Here is a 15,224-nt window from a genome sequence, read left to right as displayed (position 1 = left end):
TCATTAAGAGGCCAGCGACTACTTCCTTTAACCGAGGAAGGTGCCAACCGTGGGCGATCGTCCAGAGCGCCACCGGACTGAGGCTTTCGCCCTCACGCGCCTGCTGTGTTCCCAGACAAAGGCTGCTAGCGACGGGAGAATCGGATCGAACTGCGCCCGACAACTAGGTCGTATCTTCCGCAGGTCAGTTTCTGGAGCCACAGTAGAGCAGCAATGCTCTGACACATTGTGTTGTGCAAGCAACGCAAACCACATATCCGAAGTTCTATCAATTGTTGATTCAAGAGTAGTCACTAACCCCACCCTAAAGGGATGGGGCTTGTAGGGAAACCAAGCCATAGGTAGAACACAAGCGCAAGTAGGACTAGACAACGGCCGAGAAGCCAATTTGAACTAACTGAAGGTGGCACTTTCATTGGACGTTACAGGCGCTCTTCCTAACCCGTAACCACTCCGTTAGTCAAAGTCGAAGGAAATTAAACAGTTAGGTTTATCGCCAAACAAACACCATGCAATACGTTCCTGTAGTGGACTTTGATCAACGTCCTTTAATGCCAACAACACCCGCAAGGGCAGAGCGTTGGATTAAATCTGGAAAAGCAACACCATTTTTCCGTAAAGGGATATTTTGTGTTCGCTTAAACGTTGAACCTTCAAATCGTCATACTCAACCCGTAGCAGTTGGAATCGATCCGGGTTCTAAACGTGAGGGGTACACAGTCAAATCAAAAGCTCATACCTACTTAAATCAGCAGTTTCATGCTGTTGATTGGGTCAAAGAGGCTGAGGAGACAAGTACAAACGCCAGACGTGCAAGGCGCAATCGAAAAACACCTTGTCGCCAACCTCGTAAAAACCGTAAGCGTGGCGGGATTCCTCCAAGCACTAAGGCGCGCTGGCAATTCAAAATCCGAGTAGTCAAAGTTTTTGATACCATCTTTCCCCTCTCAGGTATTGGAATTGAGGATGTAAAAGCATTGACCAAAAAAGGTTGTCGCAAATGGAATAAGTCATTTTCGCCCTTAGAAGTTGGCAAAAAATGGTGTTATTCCGAGTTGGAAAGAATTGCACCTCTCACCCAATTTGATGGCTATAGCCACACCTACTTAACTCGTCAAGAATTAGGTCTCAAAAAATCTAAGGTCAAGTTATCCAATGTTTTTGATGCCCATTGTGTCGATTCTTGGGTGCTAGCTTACCTGTTGGTAGGTGGCGATAGATCACCAGAAAATATGGTGGTGATGGAATGTAAGCCCATCCGCATTTATCGCAGGCAATTGCACGTTTTTAACCCTGGGAAAAACGGATATCGCCGTCCTTACGGTGGCTCCATGTCGCAAGGATTGAAGCGTGGGGGGATTGTCAAGCATCCTAAGTATGGAAAGTGTTACGTAGGTGGCGAAGATGCTAAAAAATCTCGCATTAGCCTGCACAGTCTTGGTACAGGAAAACGCCTGTGTCAAAACGCAAAGCCCACGGATTGTAAGTTTCTGGCTTACAACTCATGGCGAACTGTAAAGCCGTCCTAGAAGGACGGGGTTTCAAACCCATTTTTCTGATGAATAGATCGCAGCAATTATTAAATAGCCTTGGGCTGGCAGGAGTCGTGTCGGCGTTAGTCGCTGGGCCGGTGTGCGCTTCCAACATCGCGCAGGTGACGGCAGTTCGCCTCAACCCCACGTCCGAAGGCATTGAAATCATCCTAGATACTGAAGATGGAAGACCGCTGCAAGTCTTCAGCGCCAGCTTTGGCGAAACTTTACAAGCTGATGTCATCACCGCTCAACTGCGACTACCGGGGGGAAATGAGTTTCGTCAAGACAAGCCTGCAGCCGGAATTGCTTTTGTCACCGTTACTCCTTTAGATAACAACAGCATCCGAATCAAAGTCGTTGGCGAGAGGGGTCAACCAGTGGCACGGGTGATTCCTAATGCTGCGGGTCTGATTCTCAGCTTAAAACCCACCTCGGAGATGACGGCTCGCCCGGGGGCACCTGCTCCTACAACACAGCGGCCGGGGGCACCTGCAGCACCCTTCCCACAGACAGGGCAGCAGGTAGAGATACCCGCAGAACCTTTACCGCCGACAGCGCAGCCACCTGGAACACCCGGAGAATCCTTGCCCCCGACAGCGCAGCCACCAGGGACACCCGGATCACCCTTGCCCCCGACAGCACAGCCACCTGGGACGCCCGGATCACCCTTGCCCCCGACAGCGCAGCCACCTGGGACGCCACAGGCGGGGAGAGACCCGATTGAAATCGTCGTCACTGCAACACGAACCGCAGAAAGAGTGACCAACGTGCCGCGCTCTATAACGGTGGTAGACTCCGAAGAACTTCAGCAGCAGGTAGGGCAATCAAGAAATATCGGGGAAGCTCTGGCAAATCAGGTTCCCGGTTTCGCGCCCCCGACTCAATTGACTGCCACTTATGGACAAACTTTGCGGGGTAGGGACGTTTCCGTTCTGATTGACGGCGTGCCACAAACGACCAATCTTCAATCGTTTGGCAGAGAATTTAGAAACATCGATCCTAGCGCGATCGAACGCATTGAAGTAGTGCGGGGGTCTACAGCAATCTACGGCGCTCAGGCTACAGGTGGCGTGGTTAATATTATTACTCGTCGGCCAACTGAGGAAAGGCTAACTGCTGTTACTGAAGTGGGCGTCAGTAGCGGTTTAACAAACACGGATGATGCTCTAAGCTTTAACGCTCAGCAGACGGTTTCGGGCCGAAGTGGCAATGTCGATCTGACGGGCACTGTCTCGCTCTCTAGAAGTGGAGCTTTTTACGATGCCAAAGGCTCGCGCATTCCCTATTTTGAACTCGGCGGAGATAGCAGCACCCTCTTCAACGTGATGGGCAAAGTCGGGGTAGATTTGGACACCAACCAGCGGCTGCAACTAACTGTCAATCACTATCGGGAAACTCAAGATCCCAATGTGATTCCAGACTTTAGTGTTGACGACCAGGAAGGACGGCAAAAAGCCCGCGCCATCCGAACCGGAGATTTGGATATTGACGGGGAAACACCGGGAAATAGAAGTACACAGCTCAACCTCAGTTACACCAACCAAAACCTTTTTGGCAGCAGCCTTCAAAGTCAAATTTACTATCGAACGAATTCCAATGTAAGTGTTCCCTCTGATTTTCGCACGTCCGATTTCTTTGGCCCGTTTGTCGGCGTTGCTCGTTCGCGAGCCGAAAACGAACAAATAGGAGGAAGGCTTGCGGTCACCACTCCTTTATCCAGTGCCGAAAATCTTCGATTAACTTGGGGTTCTGACTATGTTACTGAAGATAGTAAACAGCGTTTCGACCTGTACGAACCAGAGAGAGTTGACGCAAGTGGTGGCAGGGTTTACCGGAAAATTTCCGAGCGTCCTTTCGTCCCTCCTTACACTTACAACAGCCTTGGCTTTTTCGGTCAATTGGAATGGAATATTGACGATATCGTGATTCTAAGTGGGGGGATACGTCACGAACGCGTCGGGTTAAACGTCAATGATTATACCACTTTTAACGATCGCCAGATCGAAGGAGGCGATCGCAAATTTAACGCCACCCTATTTAATACAGGGGCTGTCTATAAAATTAATGACACCTTCAACGTATTTGGCAACTTTTCTCAAGGTTTCTCAGTTCCAGATTTCGGCCGCATTCTCCGCCAACCCCCCGACGATTTTGTGGGAATTGAATCTTCGTTAGAAGTAACTCAACCGCAAAAAGTCAACAGCTACGAAATTGGCATTCGAGGAGGGTGGCAATCCGTGCAAATGTCGCTTGCCGCTTTTTACAATACCTCCGATCTAGGAATCAGTTTTCAACCAGTTGGCAACACAGGTCGCCTGGAACTAATCCGCGCCCCAGAACGCATTTACGGCTTAGAAGGGACTGTGGATTGGCAACCTGCACGAGCATGGTCGATCGGCGGGACTGCTACCTATCTTCATGGCGAATATGAGGAGGACAACCGTTACATCGCCCTCGATAGCAGCAGAATTCCACCCCTCAAGCTAACAGCTTATGTTCAAAACGAAACTTTGCCGGGATGGAACAATCGGTTACAGTTATTATATTCTGGAAATCGCGATCAAGCCTTCAAAGACGGCTCGGATGGCGGCCCGATTAGCAGCTATCTCACACTGGATTACGTCAGCGCGGTTAAAATTGGCTCTGGGCTGCTACAAATCAAAGTCGAGAATTTATTGAATAATCAATATTTTCCCGTGATCTCCCAATACTTAGCTGGATTTGGATCGGACAGCTCTAATTATGCAGGCAGAGGTTTGACTCTCAGTGTTAATTACCGCCTTAACTGGTAATTATTTATCGGCTGGGAATTTCATGCGGATGAAAAAGTAGGGACTTGCGAGGAAAGCGCTGGCCGCCTAACTCTCGCTATCAGGTGTTTTTCTGCGAATGATAACAAGGGTGGCTCTCCCTCAAGACACCCCTGTTGCTAGTTACAAATCTACCCCCTTGCTAAGGCAGGAGGGCTGTTTCATTCTCTTGTAGGGGCTGCCCCCCGTGGCTGCCCCAATCCCTGAAATACTTAGTGGGGAGGGGTCGGCACGGGGGCACGACCCCTACAAATAACGGCTTCGAGGAAAATTTCGAGATGAATTTCCGCAAACTTGCATTCAAACTGCACTTGTATTTGGGATTAGTGGTAGGAATATTTCTAGCAGTAATTGCTTTAACGGGCAGCTTACTGGTTTTCGGGCCTGAAATCGAGCGGTTGTTCAATCCCCAACTCCTGCAAGTAATTCCTCAAGCCGAACGGATACCGCTGGAAAATGTCCTGCAAATTGTCGAAAAAGCTTATCCGCAAAATCAAGCTCTTAGTATCTTGCTGCCGCGAGAAGCGAAGGAAGTTTGCAAAGTTTCGATGCTGTCAAAGAGTGAGGAAGTAGTTAGCGTTTATGTCAATCCTTACAGCGGAGAAATTAAGGGTGCGCGCCTTTGGAAAGAAACTTTTACAGGTTTGGTTTTTACGTTACACGCAGAATTAGCGGGAGGAGAATTCGGTCATCTTGTTGTAGGTATTTGCGGTATAGTAATGCTAGGACTAACTTTTAGTGGCTTGGTATTGTGGACTGGTTGGCGCAATTTGGCTCGCGGATTTTCAATTAATTGGAAAGCTCACTGGCAGCGGACTGTATTTGATTTACATAACGTTTCGGGCATTGTATCGGTCGCTTTTCTCATACTCATCTCCGCTACAGGGACAGCGATAATTTTTTACGCGCCGGTTGAATCGACTCTGTATTGGCTAACGAATGAAAAGCCACAGCCAGCATTGACTTCTCATCCCCACTCTAGCAGTTCGAGGCAAAACCTTGACGAAATATTACACCAAGTTAATACGGTTTGGCCCGAAGCTAAAACTACTTTTATTTCTCTGCCTTTGACGCCTGAAGGCATTTTTAAAGTACGGAAAAAATTTCCCAACGAGCCGCATCCAAACGGGGTTAGCACCATTTATCTCGACCAATACAGTGGCGAAATATTGCAGGCTGACAGCGTAAATTCAGCTTCTGTAGCAAATCGAATTCTCAACTCGCTTTATCCGCTACATATTGGCAGCTATGGCGGAATTTACTTGCGACTTGTACACACGATCGCAGGATTAGCAGCGATCGTACTGTTTGTTACGGGCGTACTGATGTGGCGGCAGCGGCACTTGGCGAAATTTTACCGTAAGGAGGCGAGACAGCAATATGAAGAATTATCTCCACTTAGCCAGCAATGGCCTTGGTTTTAATGAGAGCGGCGTGGGATTTTATGCGGGTGCATATCATCTCCGGTTACACCGGAATGATGTTGACTGTTGACGGTTGACAGTGAACAGTGAAAAGTCAACAGTGAACTCGAATTTACTATTCCGATGCTAACGGATTTGATATCATTCTCCTGCCTAAAAACCCCTATCCTCTGAATTTTAAATTCTATCAATCGCCTATTTCATGCAAAAATTTATTCAACTATGGCTCGGACAAACTGCTTCGATGATTGGCAGCGCTATGTCCGCGTTTGCGCTGACTATTTGGATTTGGGAGTCCACCAGTCAAGCGACAGCTTTGGCTTTGTTGATGTTTTTTACTCAATTGCCGCGCATCTTGCTTGCTCCGGTTGCTGGCATTCTCGTCGATCGCTGGAATCGAAAATTTTTGATGGCGATCGGCGATTCGGTTTCAGCTTTGTTAACGCTCGCTATCCTATTACTTTATATTAGCCAAAACCTGCAACTATGGCATTTATATGTAGCGGCTGCGGTTAACGGAATTTTTGACCAAATTCAGCAGTTAGCTTACTCAGCAGCCATCGCCACAATGATGCCAGAAAAGCATTACAGCCGCGCTAGCAGTTTAAGTTTTTTGGCAAATTACGGCGCGAGTATTATTGCTCCGACGCTGGCGGGGATTCTCTATTCTGCGATCGGGCCCGGCGGGATTTTTACGATCGACCTGGCAACTTTTACAATCGCGATCGCCACCCTAGTATGTGTCAAAATACCACAGCCCGCGATCGCGCCAGCGTTGCGGAGCAATATCGCCTCCAATCCCCAGCCGACTCGCCCCCACCTGTTGCAAGAACTCAGCTTCGGATTCCGCTACATCGTCGAGCGTCCCAGCCTGCTTGCCTTGCTGGTGTCCGTTTCGCTATTCTGGTTTGCTCACGACATCGGCGCTGCCCTCTACTCACCGATGATTCTGGCACGCACCGGCAACAATGCCAGAATCCTCGGTACTATCCTTTCAGCCGCCGGCGCAGGCGGCGTTTTAGGAGCATTGATCGTCAGTATTTGGGGCGGCCCCAAACGCCGAATCCGGGGCTTTCTGCTCGGCATGGCAGGTGCGGGCTTGAGTAAAATAGTTTTTGCTTTCGGTCAGGCGCTTTCCATCTGGATTCCCGCTCAATTTTGTTCGTCTTTCAATTTCCCCATCCTCGGCAGTTCCAACGAGGCGATTTGGCTGGCGAAAGTCGCACCAGAGGTACAGGGGCGTGTTTTTGCTACCAGAGCAGTTATCGTGCAATTGGCGTCAGCGATCGGTTTATTGATCGCAGGCCCACTTGCCGATCGCGTCTTTGAACCCGCCATGCAACCGGGAGGTTTTTTAGCAGCTATTTTTGGCCCAATTATCGGGACAGGTGCCGGTGCTGGCATGGCTTTGTTATACGCTATCTCCGCCCTGGGCTTATTGCTCGTAGCAGTCGGTGGCTATGCTTGCCGCCTGCTGCGCGATGCGTAAAGGGGAAACAGAAAGAGGTCTTTTAACTTCTTCCCTCTTCCCTCTTCCGACTTCCATCGGACTAACATCCGTTACATCCGTTACAAAATCCGCTGCCGAACATCCGTTACATCCGTTACAAAATCCGTTGCCGAACTTCCTTCTGCTATAGTTTCTGGCGCAAACTCAAGTGAGCTTCAATTTCCGATCGCGATCGCCATACAGGGCGCAATTCCTTGCGAGCAAAGAGCTGCCACTGATCGCCGGCGTGGGGCGAACCAGGTTGAGTGGCGTTACCGTAACTGTTTAGCGCCATCGCTTTCACCGGATTCGAGAACTCAATCGCGGCGACAAAAGAATCGCCCGCCACCGCTTGAAAGCGATCGTCTTTCCCAGGAGCGAACCAGACTGAACGAAATACACCCAAAGCACCGTCAGCTCCATTTGCCGGTAGATTCGCCTCCCCAGGCAATCGGAAGACTTCCCCCCATGCGACATCTAACGCGCCATAAGTCGCCTCAACTTTGGTTGCTGTCGCGGACAGCACCCGCACCGCCTCCGCAGGATTTGCCAACCCGTCTGGCGTCGTTAGCGGCGCATCTTCGCTCCAAGGTTTGGCGAATAACTCATCAGCATCCATCGCTTTTTTCCAAAAGGCAAACAGCACCGCACCGCGACTGTCAGCATCGACTTTGCGATCCCAAGTGGCGAGAACTTCCGCAGCGCGGCGCGCTTGAGCACTGCCTTGGCGTGCGACGGGAATTAAATCATCGAGGAGGCGATCGGCTAGTTCTACCTGAGTGGAATGTTTGTATTGCATCAATTCATCGAAAGAGATTTTCTCATCTTCTAAGAGCATTTTTGCCGATCGCTGCGATCGCAAATCCATCGGGCCGCGCGGTGCCATGTAGGCGGGATAATTATCCGGTGCGATCGCGCTGGGAAAAGTCGTCGTCCAAGGAGGATCGTTAGTATTTTGCAACCAACCGCTGGGCGGATCGACAACGCGCGGCAAATCCGCATAGGGATGATTTTTGCTCCACAAAGTCTCTGATGTATTGCCTGGAATCGTGCCTGACCAGTATTTAAAATCTCCGTTTTTGCGAATGGGTACTTGACCGTTAAACAAGTGCATGATATGCCCCTCACGATCGGCATACATGACGGTAAACATGGGAATTTCCAAGCGCTTTAAAGCGGCTTCAAATTCAGAAAAATTCTTTGAGCGCGCCATATCCCACCACTGCTGAAGGGCTGCTGGTTTATCGAGTCCGACAACGCGCATGGCGATCGCTTTGCCCTGTTTTTCTGTGAGAATCGGCCCGTGAACAGAACGCCGCACTACTAGAGATTCCGATCGCAAATTCCCATTCTTTTCTTTGACTTTTAAAACCTTCTCTTCTCTGTCAAATTTTCGGACTTCGCCATCGAAGCGATAGCCATCGTTAGCGAGGGGCAATTCGTAGGCATCCCAGCCATCGTGAGTGTTGACAGTATGAGTCCATCCCAAGTTGTCATTAAAGGCGATCGTTAATACAGGAAATCCGACGAGAGTCGCTCCGTAAGCGTTAATTTCTGGGGCAACCAGTTGCGCTTCGTACCATAAATATAAATCCGACCAAGGAAGGTGAGGATTTGCCAATAGCATGGCATTGCCGCTTTGAGAACGCGAAGGAGCGATCGCCCAACCATTAGAGCCTTTGGGGGTGTCATTTTCAGCGATATCTTCAAGGCGCTCTGGATCGACTACAAACGTAAAATTGATGACGCGCTGCTCGTGTGCCAATACATCTGTCGGTTTGAGGGGCAATGCTACCTTTAATTCTTCGGTGAGCGCGTCTGGGTGTTCTTTTGCATAGGCATTCATTCCGCCAACAAAAGCATCGAGATAGTTGCGGAAAATGGGATTTTGTGATTCATACCACGCATTGGCGCGATTAGGAATTCCCATAGTTTGCACCCAGCGATCGGATTCCAGATAATCTTCGCCCCAAAACTCGGCAGCTTGCCCGCGAGCTTGTGCGTAAAGACGCAAAATCAGATTACCGTGACTTTGCATCTGCGCCCACCCAAAAGCGTAGAAAAGGCTTTTAGTATTCTCTCCATAAATATGTGGAATTCCATAGGTATCCCAAAGAATTTGATTGCCGATTTCTGGCGAGGATTGAACCCCATTATTTAGAAGCAAAACTAAAATAAAACTCATCAATAACGAGACAATCCGCCGGCCTTGTTTTTTTAGTTGTAGAAACACTGGAAATTAATTAGCTAGGGTTAAACTGAGACATAACAGCATTTTCAACAAGCTGCACGAACAAAACGCCGAGGATTTAAATCCCTTTTAGGGAGAGAGAGAAAATTATACCAAATCCGATGCCCAAAAAGCTAACCTATCTACGTCTATCTGCGTCCATCTGCAGTTAAAAAAATAATACCTCTTCGAGAACTCCAGAAAATCCGAAAAAACACTCTATGTAAATCGGATGTGGTATTAAAACTCCTCCCCTACGCTCACCAAATTAAAAAGACTATAAAACGTCGGTGTGCCGGCTAGAAAGCGCATTAATGTCATTGGTGAGGAGGGGGGCAAACAAGTAAGGAGAAATAGGTGATAATATCAAATCCGGTAGCATCGTCCTGTATTCATCTCTGTATTCTCTCCCTCTGCGTTCTCTGCGCCCTCTGCGGTTAAATCATTCCGATGCAACCGGAAACGATATAACTGAGATATTGCACCATTCTCAATTAGCCTTTTATGAACAGGCTTTTCGGCCTGTTCCACAAAAGATAAATTTTCTTGTGGAACAGGCCGAAAAGCCTGTTGCTGAGAATGGTGCAAGATGTGAGTTATAAGCTTATTTTTTAAGCTGCCCCTGTTGCCAAGTTCCCTCTACTTTCGTCCCATCTGCATATAGATAAGAACCTTGCCCGTGTTTCTGACCGTTGAGGAATTCACCTTGATAGCGATCGCCATTGGCGTAAATGCAGGTACCTTTGCCGTTGAACTGACCATCGCTAAATTCTCCTTCGCAGCGATCGCCATTCGCAAAAATGAAAACTCCTTTCCCGCTCATCTTACCCTTAACAAAAGTGCCTTTATAGCTATTTCCATTGGCGAACTCACGGACACCTTCACCACTAAATTCTCCATTGTCAAACGGGCCTTGATAACGTCCCCCTTCTTTAAAAGTAAACAACCCCTGACCTTGAATGTTGCCCTTCATAAACTCTCCTTCATAGCGGTTGCCGTTCGGATATTCGCGAACCCCTTTACCGTGAAACTGCCCTTCACTAAATTGCCCCTCATAACGCCCTCCGACCGCAAAGGTATAAATTCCCTGTCCGTGAGGCACATTATTCAGCAACTCTCCTTCGTAGCGGTTCTTATTAGCATATTGACAGACGCCTTTGCCGTTAACTTTTCCTTCTTTAATATCTCCTTCGCATCGAGTGCCATTACTGAACGTAAAAGCCCCGCGACCGCTGGGAGAACCACTCGTAAAAGAGCCTTCGTAACGAATGCCGTTAGTTGAGGTAAAAGTGCCTGTACCATCGAAGTCACCGTTTTTAAAACTTCCTTCGTAGCGATTGCCGTTAGCAAATTCGCGGACACCTTGACCGTTGAATTCCCCATCCCCAAATTCTCCTTGGTATCGACCTTCTTCTTTAAAGGTATAGATGCCTTGACCGTGAGGTTTGCCGTTGAGAAATTGGCCTTCGTAGCGATCGCCGTTGGCATATTGACAACTGCCGGGCCCGCTGAGTTTTCCCTCACTCAATTCTCCCTCGCAACGTCCGCCATCGGGTAAAGTAATTACTCCTGCCATTGCGCTGTGAGGGTTGGCAAACAACAAAGCCATTCCCAAGTTGGAACCAAGTAATAGAGCGAGTCCAACTCCCTGAAGTTTACTTAATATTGCTGACGACATTCCCAAATTCATAATTCACAAAAAATTTAACTTTTAACTTTGCTATTCCTTGGAGGGTGCTAGAGAATTCCCAGCCAAATTCCTAGACTCTCAAAAAAATCCCTAGTCAGTGAGCCGGAAGATAATGACTATTCTTTCTCCTTGAATGCCACTCTCTGATGGGGCATATTTCCTTTCTTGTACTTGTTTCATCGCTGCGCGATTCATGTCGTTGTATTTGCTAGGAGTCACGATCTTGATGTTGAAGGTCTTACCGTTGGGGTCAATGTCACAAATGAGTTCCACTTGGCCTTGGCGCCCTTCTTCTCTGGCTGCGATCGGATATTCAGGTTTACCGCAGCCACTAATGCAAGTGCCCAGAGGCGCGCCCGGAGGGCGCGAAGGACCCGCCCCTCTTCCTGGATTTGTCGGTTTTGGCACTGGCCCGGAACCGCTGCCAAATGGCCCTGACGAACCCCCGCCGCCATTTCCACCTCCACCGGGTGATGAGTTCGACGCACTTCCTCCTGGGCTTCCGCCTCCTGGGCTTCCGCCTCCTGGGCCTCCACCTCCTGGGCTACCAGATGAGGCGAGGTTTCCTAAACCTCCGCTCCCATTTCCAGAATTTCCGCCACCTCCTGGCCTGGTAGCTGTGACTGGTGAGCCAGTCGCAGGCGATCGGGGCGATCGCCCCGAACCAGTCGCAAATGGATCTGAGGAAGGTATGTTGCCATTTTCGCTGGCACCCGATGGTGAGTTGGACGCACTTGCTCCGGGGCTATCAGAGGAGGAGGGGTTTGTGAGATCCCCGATCGCATTTCCAGATTTACTACTGCCTCCTGGCCTAGTAGCTGTGACTGGTGGGCCAGCCGCGGGCGATCGCGCCAATGGCCCGGAAGAAGGATTTAATGGCTGTGAGGAAGGCTCCCCGCTACCCGCCGAAGCAGATGACGAGAGCGGGTTATTTTTTTCAGGGCTGTCGGAGGAGTTGGGATTTCCAGCATCTTTTGTAAAGTCTGTGGAACTTCCAGCACCCTTGGGGCGGGAGTCGCTAACGGGTGGTTCGCTTTTTGGAGGATCGGGCGAAGGGGTTTCGGGTTCCTGGGCGATCGGGGTTTTAGGAGTTTCTGGGGAATTTAAATCCTGTTGAGGTGCGGGGGAAGGCTCGATAGGAGTTGGCGGTGGCGTTACCGCTACCGGTGGCTCCTCTGGAATTGGTGGTGGCGTTACCGCTACCGGTGGCTCCTCTGGAATTGGTGGTGGAGTTACCGCTACCGGCTGCTCCTCTGGAATCGGCGGTGGCGTTACCGCTACGGGTGGCTCCTCTGGAATCGGCGGGGGCGTTGCCGCTACCGGTGACTCCTCTGGAATCGGCGGGGGCGTTGCCGCTACCGGCTGCTCCTCTGCGGGAGTTGGCTCTGGTGGCGGTTCTGGTTTTAACGTCTCAGGCGGGGGAGATGCCTTTTCTGGAATAGTCGGCTCTGGCTGGGTTTCCTCTACTTTTGGCTCATCAAGCACAACAATTTCAATTGCATCCTCTTCAAATTCAGCAGGTTTGACGAACTTGAGGCTCAACGGCAGCGCGACACCGTGCAGGAAGGTTGAGGCTAACAGACTGAGCGCCAGAACTTTTTTGAGAGCTTCTTCTTGTTGTTGTCTTTGCGTCGCCGAAATATTTGAAAAACTCATGCCTTATGAATCTCCTTGATGGATGGGTTGGCAACGTCCTCGCTGGCTCCCCCACATAACCCGAAACAAGCTACCAACTGCGGGTTGAGCTTGCTATCACTGATGAACCTACCCATCCTATAAGAAGACTGTCACCCTGTTCAAGACTCTTGCAATTAATTTTCATTATTTAATTTTGAGATAGCGACTAGACGCTACCAATCAGCATTTCCTTTGGGGGCGTCTACCTTGCTCTTATGGGCGCTGTCAATGTTCTGATTCTGGTAGGGGAAGGTTCAAAAATGCTTTAACTGCAATACTCTAGCCCGTAATCTACCAACAAAATTCCACATTCTCAAGCTTTTCATGAAAATTTTAAATAAGGAAAAATTAACTATCTTTCATAAAAAATAGGTAATTATTATATTTAAATGTGGTTCATGACTTGACAAACCCTGAATTTTGTGGAAACCTAGTTGAGAATCTTTTAAATTATTGAAGATTATTGTCAAGTCCTAACGCAAATATTTAGCAAAGAAGCACTGGCAGAACAATCTGTCGCGATCTCTGTCGGGATCACATTAGGAGCATTTTGGGTACAGACGAAGATAGTCAGGTAGTGCGTTTGTGCGATCGCGATCGTGCGATCGCGCTTGAGTGAAACAATTCGCAGCCTGAATCACTTGTGCCGACTTGACGCAGAAACTCTACCAGCCTTCTCACGGGCTAATTGCACCATTAGGCAGCTTGCGATCATTCAACAGAGCTAGCGAGAGTACAAATCAATGGATGCTTTCATTTACATTTTTCGCGCCGCAGGCATTGTTGCTTGGCCGCTATTTGCCTCGTCAATTGCAGCAGTCGCGCTGATCATAGAGCGTCTTGCCTTTTGGTTTAGGGTAAATCGGCGGCAGCGGCGAGTCGTGCGGGATGTGCTACAGCTTTACAGTCAAAACCCCGATTCCGCCATCAAAAAGTTACAAGTAAACAGCGATTTGCCCCTAGCCCGGATTTTTTTAGAAGCTTTAGAATTAGACTCGCCCAACATCGAAGAATTTCGTTTGGCCCTAGAGAGTGGCGCTCAGGCAGAAATCCCCATCCTGAAGCGATTCAATACAATATTTGACACCATTATCAGCCTTTCCCCACTATTTGGGTTGCTCGGAACAGTTTTGGGGTTAATTACTACCTTTAGTTCTCTCAAACTGGGGAATGCCACGGGCACGAATGCTGCAGGCGTTACTTCTGGGATTAGCGAAGCCCTCGTCTCTACGGCAATAGGGTTAGTTGTGGCAATCTTTACACTCTTATTTGCCAATATGTTTCGCGGGTTTTACTTACAGCAGATTGCTTTTATTCAGGAAGCTGGAGGCCAGTTAGAGCTATTGTACCGTCACCGCTACGAAAAATTACCAAGAGAATCTAATTATGCGCCTACCCGATGAACCTGATAGTATTCCCCAGATTAACATCGTGCCAATGATTGATGTGGTCTTCGCCATATTGACGTTTTTAATTGTTTCCTCTCTGTCTTTATCCAAATCCGAGGGTCTACCCGTAAATTTACCGAAAGCCTCAACCTCTCAAGTTCAGGACTCGCCTGCTAAAATTACCGTCACCATTGATCCTAATGGAAAATTAATGGTTGATAAAAAGTTAGTCAACTTAGAGCAGATTGAGAGTACGGTGCGACAGGTGATGGGGTCAAATCCGAACTCATTAATTGTGCTGAATGCTGATAAAAGCGTCAATCACGGAAATGTGGTGGAAGTTATGGATCGATTACGCCGAATTAAGGGAGCTAAGTTAGGGATTGCTACCACAAAGTAGAGAGTTAAATTTACAATACTCCGGACAGTTTTTAAGCAGCCAGAGTACCCTAAGACAAGACTGAAATTCGACTGCTTTTCTAAGTGGGACGTATGCCAGGTATAGAATATTAGCATAGGTTAGCAAAAATAAGCAAATTATTTACTGTGCGGTAACCTTTCTCAGTAACATGAGGTGTTCATAGGCCTCCGTGGGCATAGGGCATAGGCATAGGCATAGGGCATAGGGCATAGGCATAGGACTCGCCCCCATACCTCACAACGCGATCGAACCGCTATAAGACCTCAATATGATTTAGTAATTTTAGAAACATCTATATCTGGGAGTAATTTCCAGTTATGGACAACTGTCAACCTTTTTCGGCTAGGCATCTTAGCCTGGGTTCTGGACGATCGCTTATAAGACTTGCGCGGAAACTCTGAGTGCAATGGGTGAAATTTTATCAATTTTTTGATAAACTTGATGTTCGCGGCTTGATAGTTGACTGCACAATAAGACAGGTTTCACGAGTTGTGAACCGCGCTGCTACATTGCACCTACCGACTAAACGGGCAGGTGGATTTTGTGTCTGCAGGCGCTGA

Annotated in this window: 10 protein-coding genes; 6 read left to right on the top strand and 4 right to left on the bottom strand. The window is 48.7% G+C overall.

Going from position 1 to position 15,224, the window contains the following annotated elements; genetic code table 11:
• Positions 1-27 precede the first annotated feature (27 nt).
• Entirely contained in the window at positions 28-294 is a 267-nt protein-coding gene (locus QUB11_RS07000; RefSeq protein ID WP_333256521.1) for a hypothetical protein, read from the bottom strand.
• Between the two features lie 215 nt (positions 295-509).
• Here QUB11_RS07000 and QUB11_RS06995 point away from each other — a divergent pair, with 215 nt between their 5' ends.
• The 4 genes from QUB11_RS06995 to QUB11_RS06980 all read left to right on the top strand — a co-directional run bounded on the left by QUB11_RS06995 (position 510) and on the right by QUB11_RS06980 (position 7,258).
• Complete coding sequence (locus QUB11_RS06995; protein WP_333200177.1) at positions 510-1,529, top strand: RRXRR domain-containing protein; 1,020 nt, start codon at positions 510-512, stop codon at positions 1,527-1,529.
• Positions 1,505-4,327 (top strand): TonB-dependent receptor domain-containing protein, encoded by a 2,823-nt coding sequence (locus QUB11_RS06990; protein WP_333390121.1) that lies wholly within the window; start codon positions 1,505-1,507, stop codon positions 4,325-4,327. The genes QUB11_RS06995 and QUB11_RS06990 overlap by 25 nt, the downstream gene beginning before the upstream one ends.
• 296 nt (positions 4,328-4,623) lie before the next feature.
• Positions 4,624-5,769 (top strand): PepSY-associated TM helix domain-containing protein, encoded by a 1,146-nt coding sequence (locus QUB11_RS06985; RefSeq protein ID WP_333390119.1) that lies wholly within the window; start codon positions 4,624-4,626, stop codon positions 5,767-5,769.
• 202 nt (positions 5,770-5,971) lie between these two features.
• A complete protein-coding gene (locus QUB11_RS06980; RefSeq protein ID WP_333390117.1) occupies positions 5,972-7,258 on the top strand; it encodes an MFS transporter in 1,287 nt (428 codons plus the stop codon).
• Between the two features lie 145 nt (positions 7,259-7,403).
• On the opposite strand, the gene QUB11_RS06975 is transcribed toward QUB11_RS06980, so the two are convergent.
• The 3 genes from QUB11_RS06975 to QUB11_RS06965 form a co-directional block, all read right to left on the bottom strand.
• Positions 7,404-9,443 (bottom strand): acylase, encoded by a 2,040-nt coding sequence (locus QUB11_RS06975; protein WP_333390114.1) that lies wholly within the window; start codon positions 9,441-9,443, stop codon positions 7,404-7,406.
• A gap of 649 nt (positions 9,444-10,092) precedes the next feature.
• On the bottom strand, positions 10,093-11,166 hold the full coding sequence (locus QUB11_RS06970; RefSeq protein ID WP_333256515.1) for a hypothetical protein: 1,074 nt from the start codon (positions 11,164-11,166) through the stop codon (positions 10,093-10,095).
• 102 nt (positions 11,167-11,268) lie between these two features.
• Positions 11,269-12,834: a TonB family protein gene (locus QUB11_RS06965; protein WP_333390112.1), complete on the bottom strand. Its 1,566-nt coding sequence runs from the start codon at positions 12,832-12,834 to the stop codon at positions 11,269-11,271.
• Positions 12,835-13,598: 764 nt separating this feature from the next.
• Here QUB11_RS06965 and QUB11_RS06960 point away from each other — a divergent pair.
• Together QUB11_RS06960 and QUB11_RS06955 are read left to right on the top strand one after the other, a co-directional pair.
• Positions 13,599-14,258: a MotA/TolQ/ExbB proton channel family protein gene (locus QUB11_RS06960; RefSeq protein ID WP_333390110.1), complete on the top strand. Its 660-nt coding sequence runs from the start codon at positions 13,599-13,601 to the stop codon at positions 14,256-14,258.
• The gene (locus tag QUB11_RS06955; RefSeq protein ID WP_333200191.1) at positions 14,242-14,643 is read left to right on the top strand and encodes a biopolymer transporter ExbD; all 402 of its coding nucleotides are present in this window, start codon (positions 14,242-14,244) and stop codon (positions 14,641-14,643) included. The genes QUB11_RS06960 and QUB11_RS06955 overlap by 17 nt, the downstream gene beginning before the upstream one ends.
• Positions 14,644-15,224 lie beyond the last annotated feature (581 nt).

The sequence above is a fragment of the Microcoleus sp. B6-A1 genome, from assembly GCF_036705085.1.
In the GTDB taxonomy this organism is placed as follows: domain Bacteria; phylum Cyanobacteriota; class Cyanobacteriia; order Cyanobacteriales; family Microcoleaceae; genus Microcoleus.
The sequence above is the reverse complement of the archived record's forward strand: the minus strand, read 5'-3'. Positions and strand labels throughout refer to the sequence as shown.